The organism is uncultured Campylobacter sp., assembly GCF_938018035.1.
Lineage (GTDB): Bacteria > Campylobacterota > Campylobacteria > Campylobacterales > Campylobacteraceae > Campylobacter_B.
Map to the genome: position 1 here is coordinate 1 of NZ_CALIJF010000122.1, position 10,517 is coordinate 10,517.

8 protein-coding genes and 1 pseudogene are annotated in these 10,517 nt (G+C 49.2%); 6 read left to right on the forward strand and 3 right to left on the reverse strand.

The window, feature by feature from the left end; translation table 11 throughout:
- Positions 1 to 38 precede the first annotated feature (38 nt).
- Positions 39 to 869 (reverse strand): pyridoxamine kinase, encoded by an 831-nt coding sequence (locus Q0257_RS03755; protein ID WP_298021716.1) that lies wholly within the window; start codon positions 867 to 869, stop codon positions 39 to 41.
- A 174-nt stretch (positions 870 to 1,043) separates the two neighbouring features.
- On the opposite strand from Q0257_RS03755, the gene menA reads away from it, so the two are divergent.
- Positions 1,044 to 1,946, forward strand: coding sequence for a 1,4-dihydroxy-2-naphthoate octaprenyltransferase (gene menA / locus Q0257_RS03760; RefSeq protein ID WP_298021719.1), 903 nt, complete (start codon positions 1,044 to 1,046; stop codon positions 1,944 to 1,946).
- Positions 1,947 to 2,362: 416 nt separating this feature from the next.
- Here menA and Q0257_RS03765 read toward each other — a convergent pair whose 3' ends face one another.
- Positions 2,363 to 3,991 carry a malolactic enzyme gene (locus Q0257_RS03765; RefSeq protein ID WP_298021722.1) on the reverse strand — a complete coding sequence of 543 codons (1,629 nt, stop codon included), beginning with the start codon at positions 3,989 to 3,991 and terminating at the stop codon, positions 2,363 to 2,365.
- 238 nt (positions 3,992 to 4,229) lie between these two features.
- Positions 4,230 to 6,077, reverse strand: coding sequence for an aryl-sulfate sulfotransferase (locus Q0257_RS03770; protein WP_298021725.1), 1,848 nt, complete (start codon positions 6,075 to 6,077; stop codon positions 4,230 to 4,232).
- A gap of 234 nt (positions 6,078 to 6,311) precedes the next feature.
- Between Q0257_RS03770 and Q0257_RS03775 the strand changes: the two genes are divergently transcribed.
- The 5 genes and pseudogenes from Q0257_RS03775 to Q0257_RS03795 all read left to right on the forward strand — a co-directional run.
- Positions 6,312 to 6,968, forward strand: a complete 657-nt coding sequence (locus Q0257_RS03775) for a thiol:disulfide interchange protein DsbA/DsbL (protein ID WP_298021728.1) — start codon at positions 6,312 to 6,314, stop codon at positions 6,966 to 6,968.
- Positions 6,969 to 6,977: 9 nt separating this feature from the next.
- Complete coding sequence (gene dsbI, locus Q0257_RS03780; RefSeq protein WP_298021731.1) at positions 6,978 to 7,610, forward strand: protein-disulfide oxidoreductase DsbI; 633 nt, start codon at positions 6,978 to 6,980, stop codon at positions 7,608 to 7,610.
- Between the two features lie 29 nt (positions 7,611 to 7,639).
- Positions 7,640 to 9,289: a sensor histidine kinase gene (locus Q0257_RS03785; RefSeq protein WP_298021734.1), complete on the forward strand. Its 1,650-nt coding sequence runs from the start codon at positions 7,640 to 7,642 to the stop codon at positions 9,287 to 9,289.
- Between the two features lies 1 nt (position 9,290).
- Positions 9,291 to 9,977 (forward strand): response regulator, encoded by a 687-nt coding sequence (locus Q0257_RS03790; protein WP_298021736.1) that lies wholly within the window; start codon positions 9,291 to 9,293, stop codon positions 9,975 to 9,977.
- Positions 9,978 to 10,039: 62 nt separating this feature from the next.
- Positions 10,040 to 10,517: pseudogene (locus Q0257_RS03795) on the forward strand (hypothetical protein); the annotation flags it as partial.

Below are 10,517 nucleotides of genomic sequence, written 5' to 3' on the forward strand. Positions count from 1 at the left end.
CCGCTGTCCGCGCGGCGAGTTCCAAATTCGTCTAGAACTTAGATTTTCCTCACTAGCTCGGGGATTATCGCTTCGAAATTCACCCCCTCGTAGTCCTTGCGCTCCTCGTCGTTCATCGTCTCTTTTATCGTGCTGACGACGAAGTCCGCGGCGATGCGAACCGCCGTTTCCAACGACTTGCCGCGCATTATCGCGCCGAAGGCTACGGCCGCGAAAATATCGCCGGTGCCATTAAATTTAACCGGCAGCAGCTCGTGAAAATACTCGTTCGTTCTGCCCGTGCGCGCATCGTAGCTGAAAACCCCGCACTGATCGGCGATGTAGCCGATACCCTTTAAAATAACCTGCCTGGCGCCCAACTCTCGAAGCCTTGCAAGCAGATCCATGATGAAATCCCTATCCGCATCCTCTCGGTACGGCACGCCTGTAATCGCGCAGGCCTCGGTGATATTGGGCGTGATGACGTCGGCCTTGGCGCACAGAAGCGCCATCATACGGGCAAAATCCTCGTTAAAGCCAGGATAAAATACGCCGTTATCGCCCATGCAAGGATCGACTAAAATGATCTTACCCGCGCCGCCAAAGCTCGCAAATAGCTCGCCCATAATCTCGATCTGTGCCGCCGAGCCCAAAAAGCCCGTGTAGATGCCGTCAAATACCACTCCGCGGTCTTTCCAATGCGCCATGATCGCGCGTATTTGAGAGCTTAGATCGCAAAAGGTGTAGCCCGAAAAGCCCGTATGCATCGATAAAACCGCCGTAGGGATCACGCTCGTGCTCATCCCCATCGCGCTTAGTATCGGCAAGGCGACGGTCAGCGAAACCTTGCCCACGCAGGATATATCTTGAACGGTAAGAACTTTTTTCATCACAATTCCTAAAATTTTTGGCTCTATTTTACCGCTATTTATATTAAAAAGGCGAATTTAAATAAAATTTACTCTACGAATAGTCTAAATTTATGATATTTTTGGCGTTTTTCCGCTAAATTTTATCTCGAGTTCGCCGTAAATTCGGCTCTAAAAATCAACAAAAGGCAAAAAATGATAACCGCAAAGGCTCTTTACGCATCCGCTCGCCTTAGATCGCTTCCGCTTAGCGTCTCGGGCGTGTTGCTCGGTAGCGGCGCAGCTTACGGCGCGGGCGTATTTAGAGCGGATATTTTCGCACTGGCGCTGCTTACAACGTTGCTGTTTCAGGTACTCAGCGACTACGCTAACGACTATGGCGACGCGGTAAAAGGCACCGACGACGAGGGCAGACTGGGGCCGCGCCGCGCGATCCAAACTGGGCAGATGAGCGCCGAGCAGATGAAGCGCGTCATAGTCGTTACGGCTCTGCTTTCGGCATTTTCGAGCCTTGCGCTAAACGTTTTGGCGTTTGGCGAGCGGTTTTATCTCGTGCTACTGTTTTTGGCGCTAGGCGGCGCGTCGATATACGCGGCGATCCGCTACACCGTGGGAGCCGGCGCATACGGGTATCGGGGGCTCGGCGACGTTTTCGTGTTTTTGTTTTTCGGGCTTTTGAGCGTGCTGGGCTCGTATTTTTTATACGCGCGCTCGCTTGATGCGGCGCTGCTGCTGCCTGCGTGCGCGTGCGGTATGCTAAGCACCGCCGTGCTAAATCTCAATAACATGCGCGACATCCAAAACGACGCGCTCAAAGGCAAACGCACGATCCCCGTTCGTATCGGACTGCGCGCGGCCAAGCGCTATCACTACGCGCTGATCGCCGGCGGTGCGGGGCTAATGCTTTGCTACTCGCTTTTGCGCGGAGATTCAGGCGTAAAACTACTCTACATAGCTAGCTTTGTGCCGCTTATTCGGCATTTCTTTTTCGTCTTAAAAGTGCGGGAGTGTCGCGACTTCGACGGACAGCTAAAGGTCGTCGCGCTCTGCACGTTTGCGATGTCGGCGCTATTTTTCGTCGGGGAGATTTTGGGCTAAATTTGAATTAAATTTAAAATCAAGCGCGCCTCTCGGCCCGTTTCGAGGCGCTTAACCGAGATAAAATTGAAAACACACGCACATTAAACCTACGCCCGGTCCCTTCGGGCGCCACTCGGTTGAGTTTTGAGTAAATTGTGCGAGGCAAACCGCAAGAATTATACAAACAAGCGCCGCGCCACCCGAGCTTTCAATGTATCAAATTTCAGCGATCTCGCGTCAAAATTCGCGCACATTTATGCTGCTTTGACCGCATTTTGCTCTGCGCGAGTTTGCGCCGCCTCGTTTTGTGATAGCTCCCGCCATTCATCGAAGCGGCGCTTAAGGATTGTGAGCGCGTAGAATACTTGCCGATAGAATCGCTTGCTGAGCGTATTGTTACCAGCCGCCATTTCTATTATCGGCTTTTCCGTGCTTTAGTACTCCGGTTTCCAGATACAGTTTTTGACCGTTTTTTCCACGTTATCCGTTGCAACGCGGTTTAATTTTTGACGGACGGCACAAGAGGCGACTGCGACGGCAACCGCTTCGGAAAATTCCGTCAGCCGCGCTACCGGCGGTAAAACCGCTTCTCCGGGTTTTCCGGTTTCAAGAAAGGCTCCAAGCGAATGTGCAGCTGCTGAGATCATTTCATCCGTCACGAGCTTTGAATTTACCGCGATACTGCCTAATCCCAATCCCGGATAAATCAGCGCGTTATTTGCCTGCCCGATTGTGTACGTGACGCCCTTGTATTCCACCGGATCGGCAGGAATTCCCGTTGCCACCATTGCGCGGCCATCCGACCAATGAATTAAGTCTGAAGCCGTAGCTTCAGCCAGTTCCGTAGGATTACTGAGCGGAAAAATAATCGGGTGCTCGCACCATGACGCCATAGCGCGAACGATCTCTTCCGTAAAGGTTTTCGGCGCTGTCGATGTTCCCACAAGGATCGTCGGACGTATGGCCATAACCGCTTTTGTAAGAGAGACGAGCTCTCTCACATTACCAAATTCGCTACGTTTTCGCGCAAACGGTTTTTGTTCGGGCGTCAGGTCGTCCATGTCGTCGAACAGCAGCCCCTGCTTATCCACCATATAAAAACGGCTGCGGGCTTCGTCTTCGGAAAGACCTTGCGCGACCATTTCTCTGAATATGCGATCCGTGATTCCCGCTCCTGCCGTTCCCGCGCCGAAGCACAGATATACCTGCTCCGTAAGCTTTTGCCCGTTGATTTTCATAGCGCCGAGAATTCCCGCAAGTGTAATAATTCCGGTTCCTTGACAGTCGTCGTTGAATACAGGCAAAGTTTTCTGATATGTTTGTAAAACCTTTGCGGCATTCGATCTGCCGAAGTCTTCAAAGTGAAGGTATAAGTCGGGGAAAAGTTTTTCCGCCGTCGTTACAAATTGATCGATGAAGCGGTAATATCTATCGCCGTATATTCTCTTGTGGCGATTTCCGAGATAGAGCGGATCATTCAGCAGCGCTTCCCTATTCGTTCCGCAATCCAGCACGACTGGCAGTACTGATTTCGGGTCAATTCCGGCGGCGGCAGTATAGACCATCAGTTTTCCTACGGAGATATCAACGCCGTTCGTTCCCCAGTCGCCGATACCGAGAATTTCTTCCGCGTCGGTCGCAACGATAAGTCTGATGTGTCTGTCACCGGCGGCATGACGGAGCGCATCTTCAATTTGCTCAGGAGCGTCGATCGACAAAAATGCCGCACCCTGCGTATCGACAAACTGCTCACTGTACTGTTCGATACTTTCTGCGATAACCGGATCATAAACAATCGGCATCAACTCTACAATATGTTCATGGAATACGTGATAGAAAAGCGTTCGGTTGTGATTGAAAACATCCATAAGAAATCTTCTCTTTTCTATTTTGGAAGTTTTTCGTTCCATCTGGCGGTAGATCCTGTTGGCTTGCGTTTCGATATCGTCGATACACGGAGGAAGCAGTCCTTCCAGATGATACTTTTTCCTTTCTTCGGCAGAAAATGCCGTTCCCTTGTTCAAAAACGCATCATTGATGCGGTCATAGCCGTACTTTTCCATATGTGCTCCTTTGTTTTATTTGAGTCTTGCTTTTCGATTCGAATAAATTATACTGCTTCAGCCTAAATTTACTATCAATCAAAATTTTACCGCGCAAGGGTGCTTCGTATGGATAAATTTAATCAATCGAGCGAAATTTTACCGCAAATAGAGGCGATGAAAAGATGGCGAAAACGCAGCAACAGGCAATGCAAATTTAAAAGCGGCTCTGCCGAAACAGAGCCGCTCAATTTAAATTTTACTTCTCAAACGCCTTTTCTAGGCTAAACGGAAACGCCTGATAGCCCATCGCGTTGGTCATTTTGATCTCGATTGACGGCTCTTTTGCGCCCCATTCAAACTCGTTGATGTGAGGGCTAGGCACACCGACCGGACGGCCTTTGACGATGTCAAACTGCATGCCCGCGACCGCAGAGTAAACCATCACGCTATCTAGGTCGTCTTGATACTGCGCAAGCGATGTAACCGAGCTGTACCACTCGCTGCCGCGCTGTTTGCCGTATTCCCAAACCTGCTCGACGGTCTTGGCGTTCTCGTCGATTTTATAAACGACCGCGCGGGAGTATTTCATACCCGCCATCGCAGGCTGCTCCATACCGCGTGTGTCGCCGTTGTCAAAGACGGTGAGATATACGACGCCCTTTTTGGACTTGCTGTCGATTCGGAAAGCCGTATGCTGCGTCCACTGCCAGTCAAATCCGCCCGTTTCGCTCTCATATCCCGGGCATTTTGAGTACTCGTCCTCGCAGACGATCTTTTTGCCATCTTTATCTACAGGCTGGAGCAAATAGCCTTTAAACTGATCCTTCCAGCCTTTGTGCGCGCCCATTATCCATTTGACTTTTTTGTCGCGGCCGATCTTGATGACGGCGTCTTGGTGGCGGCTGGAGATGATGATGCTATCGTCGCTTGGATCATAATCCACGCTATTTACGTGCGCCCAGTTGCGTCCGGGGCCAGAGCCCACGATGTCGCCCCATTTTTCGTTCATATCCATCGCGGCCAGCTCGTCCGAACTCGCGGTGTGGCCCGCCTTGCTAGCGTCGATATTTAGACACACGGCCCCCTGATCAAGCGTTTTTAGCACGATGTCGCGGTACGGATCGAGAATTTCATACAGCCTAAAATCATCCACGACGTTGCCGTCTCTATCAACCTCGACGATGACATCGCGCACGGTGCGGACGTTTTTGCCGTCGGCGCGCTTATAGTTGGCATTTGCCGCGCGGAGGAAATAGTGTCCGTTTTGCGCAACATCCATGGAGTGCGAGAAGTCGTTATAACCCGCAGGTAGCTCGCGGTTAAAGATTTCACGTCCCATTATGTCGTATTTTGCGTATCTTTGGCCGTAACCCCATGTCATCGCGCCGTCGTCGTTTTGTTTAAAGCCCATCATGACGCCCGCGCTAAAGGGCTGCTTGAGGTCGTAAATTTTACTCGGCTCCAGGTACCAGCGCACTTCGCCCTTAGTGTCTAGGATGAAGTTATTGGGGCTGTAGTTCCACTCGATCGCACCGCCAGCGGGGTTGTTCCACACGACTTTGGTGCCCTTGCCCGTTTTATTTACGAAGTTATTTACGTAGTAGAGGCGGTTGGCAAATTTTGCGCTCGGAGCCTTTACAACCTCGATTTTATCAAACAGCGCACCCTTTTGAGACGGCATGCCAGAGCTCTCTAGATAAATCGCCGGAGCGTAAATTTTATAGCTTTCTTTTACGTGCTCGGTTTGGCCCTTATAAATTTTATCGTACTCGACCTCGACGGTATTTTGATAGTCGGGGTAAAGCCCGAAAACTGGAATTCCGCCGTGCGTGCGAAGGTGCTTGTCGGCGACCTTATAGCTGATCGTCTGACCGTCCGGCTTTGGCACGATGGTGACTTTCGCGTTTGCTAGCGTGTAGCCGCCGTTTTTGATGACCGCCGTTAGAGGCGCGATGTCGTACGGGTTTACGACCACTTCGCCGATCTTACCTGGGATGCCGTAGTCTATGTGCGCGCCGCTAGGTCCGCCGATAGCCAGCGCGGCCGTGCTTAGACCGCCTAAAAGCGCCACAGCTAGCGCAAATGAGGAAAGAGTTCGCTTCATCTTATTCTCCTTTGAATTGGTTTGATATCGTAATTTTAATCAACCTCGCTAACGTAGAAATCACGCGTTTATTAAAACTTGCTTAATTGTAAAAAATAATTTCAAATTTTAGCTTTTGCGCCAAAATTTAGCCGAAATTCTATAAATTTAATCTAAAATTTATCTTAGCGTGAGTTTTGCGGCGGCAAAAGGGTATAAAATTAACTCAAACAAAATCATTTTAAGGAGCATTCCATGAACCTACTTTCTAAATTTAGCAAAGGCTTTCTAGCAGTCGCGATGTTTGGCGCCATAAGCGCTGCCGCGTTTACCGAGGGCGAGGACTACGTCAAGCTAGAAAAACCGCTACCCGTAGAGCAAAACACACTGGTTAAGGTCTTTAGCTACGCATGCCCGTTTTGCTACAAATACGACAAAACCGTCACGTCAAAGGTCGTAGAAAAGGTCGCGGGGCTAAAATACGTGCCGTTTCATCTAAAAACCAAGGGCGAATACGGCGAGGCGGCGAGTAAAATTTTTGCCGTTTTAGCCGTGATGGACGAGGAAAAAGGCGTGAGCCTGCTAGATGAAAACTCGCTGTTTAAAAAAGCAAAATTTGCCTACTACAAGGCCTATCACGATCAAAAGCAGCGCTGGAGCGATGGTAAGGACGAGGCTGCGTTTTTAAAGACGGGGCTTGACGCGGCGGGTATCAGCGAAGCGGATTATCAAAAAAAGCTAGAGGATCCCAAAGTCGCCGAACTGCTTAAAAAATGGGACGAGAGCTACGACGTAGCGAAAATCCAAGGCGTGCCGGCGTTCGTCGTAAACGGCAAATACCTCATCATGACGAAGTCCATCAGCTCTATCGACGGCATGGCGCAGCTAATTGAAGAGCTGCTTAAAAAATAGGGCGTGGGCATGAAATTTGCGGAAAAAATAGCGAAATTCGGCGATAGCCGCCTGCCGTGGGCGATCCTCATAGCGGTGAGCGTAGGGCTCGTGATCCTCGCGCACTCGCTGTTTCAAAACTACGTCTATATGCCCCCTTGCGAGCAGTGCGTCTATATCCGCTTTGCCTTTTTGTGCATGGCGCTAGGAGGCCTGGTCGCGATCGTAAATCCTAAAAATTTACTCCTCGCCGCGGTAGGCTACCTGCTAGCCTTTTGGGGCGCGATCCAGGGCATAATGTATAGCGTAAAGCTAGCCAAGATCCACGACGCCGTGCACGGAGACGATCCGTTCGGCGTGCAGGGCTGCTCGACCGAGCCGCACTATCCGTTTGGTTTGCCGCTTGAAAAATGGGCGCCTGATTGGTTCTTGCCTACGGGCGACTGCGGCTACGATAACCCGATTGTTCCGGACGGCGTCACGCTAAGCGGCTTTCAGAAATATCTAGTGGATCTTTACGAGGACGGCTGGTACCTGATCCCATCAAGCAAATTTATGTCGATGGCCGACTGCACGCTGATCGGCTTTGGAGTCTGCTTCGTCGTGCTCGCCGCGATGTTCGTTTGCAAAATTTTAACTCTAAAAAAGCTTAAATCGGTCTAAATTTAGACCGATTTTGCTATACTCGCCGTATGAAAGCCTTACGCGAACATAATTTTAAAATTTACTTCATCATCATTTTCGCAAGCCTTTTCGTGGTGCTTTTGGGCGTGAAAAACTACGAGGACGCTAAGGCGCAGATCACGGCGCTCGCGGATAAAAACAAGATCGCCGCGAGCGAAAATATGGTCGGGAATTTCTCGTTTTGGCTGGACGAGCGACTGCACTCGCTGGTGCGCGCGGCTAAATTTATGCAAAATGCAGGCATCTCGCAAGACGGCGAAAAGCTCGGCGGCTTCATACGACTTTTAAAAGAAAACTCAGCAGAATTTGACGCCTTGCAGTTTTTGCGCGAAGACGGAGAAATATTCGTCGACGGCAAGGAGCTAGAGGGCGACGAAGCGATGCCAAAGAGCCTGCGCACGGGACTTGTGTGGTTTGAGGAGACCAAAAGCACGCTCGCACCCACGGTAAATTTTATGCAGCGGCATAAAATTTTAGGCGAGCCGACGCTAAATTTATGCGTGCCCGTGCTGGACGGCAGCTCGTTCGCGGGGGTGTTTTGCGGCGTAGTAAAGCTGCAAAACATACTAAAAAATATGGAGAAATTTAAGCTAGCACCAGATTCTTACGCCTTTATCGTCACCCACGGCGGCGAAATTTTAACGCCGATGAAGGATGCGGCGCTAAAAAAGCAGATCGAGGATAAATTTAAAGAGATTTTCCTGCGGGGCGAAGACATCACGAGCCTAAATATCGGCTCAAATTTCATCTCCGTTGCCGAGATCCCCACGCTAAACTGGTTCATAGGAGCTGGCACCGATAACGAAAAGGAGCTTGCAGCGCTGCTTAACTCCGTGCTAAAAAACGCCCTTATCTTGCTTTTTGCGTTCGCAGCGCTGGCGCTGGTGGCAAATTTCTTACATAACTTTATGTACTCAAAAATCAAAAATCTGCAAGACGACTACGAAGCGCTGCTCAAGCACAAAGCCCGTATGAGCGAGGCGGGCGAGCTAATCAGCGGCATAAATCATCAGTTTATCCAGCCGGTTAATTCGCTAAATTTGATGATCTCAAGCCTGCTCATGCTGCAAAAAGACGGTAAGCTAGACGCCGCGACGCTAGAGAGTATGCTGCAAAAGGGGCAGGCTGCGACCGTGCTTTTAAGCGATACGATCGAAATTTTTAGAAATTTTTATAAAAGCAGCGACGCTCCGCAAAAATTTAGCGTGCAGCGCTGCATAAAAGACCTGCTAAAGCTCATGCACACCGAGCTTAGCAAAGCAAACGTTGCAGTAAGCTTGCGCGAGTTTAAAGACGAAGAGGCCACGCAGCGAATGGGCATCGTGCAGCAAATTTTACTCATCCTCATACACAACGCCAAGGATGCGGTCGTGGAGCGATACAAAGAGCAGATCGCCAAGCGGCAAGTTTTTTTGGACGTCAAATTTGAAAACGGCATGTGCAAAATATCCGTCACCGACTACGGCAGCGGCGTGAGCAGGGCGGCTCGGGATAAAATTTTAACCCAGCCAAAAACTACCAAAAAGCAAGGAAGCGGCATCGGGCTGTATTTCGGCAAAAAGCTAGCAAACGAAAAACTCGCGGGCGACATCAGGCTGCTAAGCTCGGGCGATCCGACGACGTTTGAGCTGAGCTTTGAGATAAATTTAAAGGAGTGAGATGCAAGAGCATTTAAAGCTACTTAAAGACCTGAGCGTCCTCATCGTCGAGGACGACGAGATCGCAAGGGAGCTGCTAATAGGCGGGCTAAAGCCCTACTGCCTAAGCGTCTGGGGCGCGGGCGACGGGCTAGAGGGGCTGGAGCGATTTAAAAAGCTAGCTCCCGCCATCGTCATCACCGACATCCACATGCCCGCGATGAACGGCTTTGAGATGATGAAGGAGATGATGCGCATCAAACCCGCGCAAAAATTTATCGTCTTTACCTCCTACGACACCGACGACAACCTCATCAAAAGCATCGAGCACGGCGCGGCGTCGTTTCTAAAAAAGCCCGTCGATATCGCCGCGCTTTGCCGCCTGCTCGTGGCTCTAACCTACGAAAAGGACGAAAAGCTCGTGCGCCTGGGCCCGCAAACCAGCATAAATCTCGCCAAAGAAAAGATCTACAAAAACGGCGAGGAAATTTATCTCTCATTTTTGCAAAACAAGCTCTTTTGGCTCTTTGCGTACAATCTAAACAAGCTCGTGAGCTACGAGATGATCGAGGAGTTCGTCTACGAGGGCGAGCAAACGAGTAAGGGCGCGATACAAAACGTCGTGCTGAGGCTAAAGCGGGAGCTGGGGGTTAAATTTAAAAATATTAGCGAGAGTGGGTATATAATGCTGTATTATAAAATAAGCTAATAGGTATTTAAGATACATAGAACTATAATAATTCAAAAAATTATGCAGATAAGGTCTCAACAATGAATTACGGAATGAAATATAAGAAATTAACCTTTTCAGACGAAGAAATAGCAGAGTTATTTGGTCATGAAGCTGCCGAAGACGAAAAACTAGAAAGATTAATGGAATACTATTTTAAAAGTACAGTTTACGAGCAAATAAGCGCTGATTTGCCATTGCGCATAGTTGTTGGGCATAAAGGCATAGGAAAGTCTGCTGTTTTTCAGGTAATGAGGAGAGAATTTGATAAAGCAGACATATTAACAATAATACTAACACCTGATGATATACTAGACCTCAATGAACAAGAAACAGATATACTAAAGCTAATTAGAGTATGGAAAGAAAAACTAGCAGCAATAATAACCTATAAGGTTTTAAATAAATTTGGCAATAATGTAACTCCAGTAAATAATTTAACTGGTAGTATAATAAACACCATTACGAATTATCTTGAAAATAAGGGATTCAAAATAAAAAGCGAAATGAAAAGCGAAT

What these genes read in the sequence shown, in the direction of transcription:
- menA (WP_298021719.1), top strand. Translation starts at nt 1,044, where the DNA reads ATGATAACCGCAAAGGCTCTTTACGCATCCGCTCGCCTTAGATCGCTT.
- dsbI (WP_298021731.1), top strand. Translation starts at nt 6,978, where the DNA reads ATGAAATTTGCGGAAAAAATAGCGAAATTCGGCGATAGCCGCCTGCCG.
- Q0257_RS03755 (WP_298021716.1), bottom strand. Translation starts at nt 869, where the DNA reads ATGAAAAAAGTTCTTACCGTTCAAGATATATCCTGCGTGGGCAAGGTT.
- Q0257_RS03790 (WP_298021736.1), top strand. Translation starts at nt 9,291, where the DNA reads ATGCAAGAGCATTTAAAGCTACTTAAAGACCTGAGCGTCCTCATCGTC.
- Q0257_RS03765 (WP_298021722.1), bottom strand. Translation starts at nt 3,991, where the DNA reads ATGGAAAAGTACGGCTATGACCGCATCAATGATGCGTTTTTGAACAAG.
- Q0257_RS03775 (WP_298021728.1), top strand. Translation starts at nt 6,312, where the DNA reads ATGAACCTACTTTCTAAATTTAGCAAAGGCTTTCTAGCAGTCGCGATG.
- Q0257_RS03770 (WP_298021725.1), bottom strand. Translation starts at nt 6,077, where the DNA reads ATGAAGCGAACTCTTTCCTCATTTGCGCTAGCTGTGGCGCTTTTAGGC.
- Q0257_RS03785 (WP_298021734.1), top strand. Translation starts at nt 7,640, where the DNA reads ATGAAAGCCTTACGCGAACATAATTTTAAAATTTACTTCATCATCATT.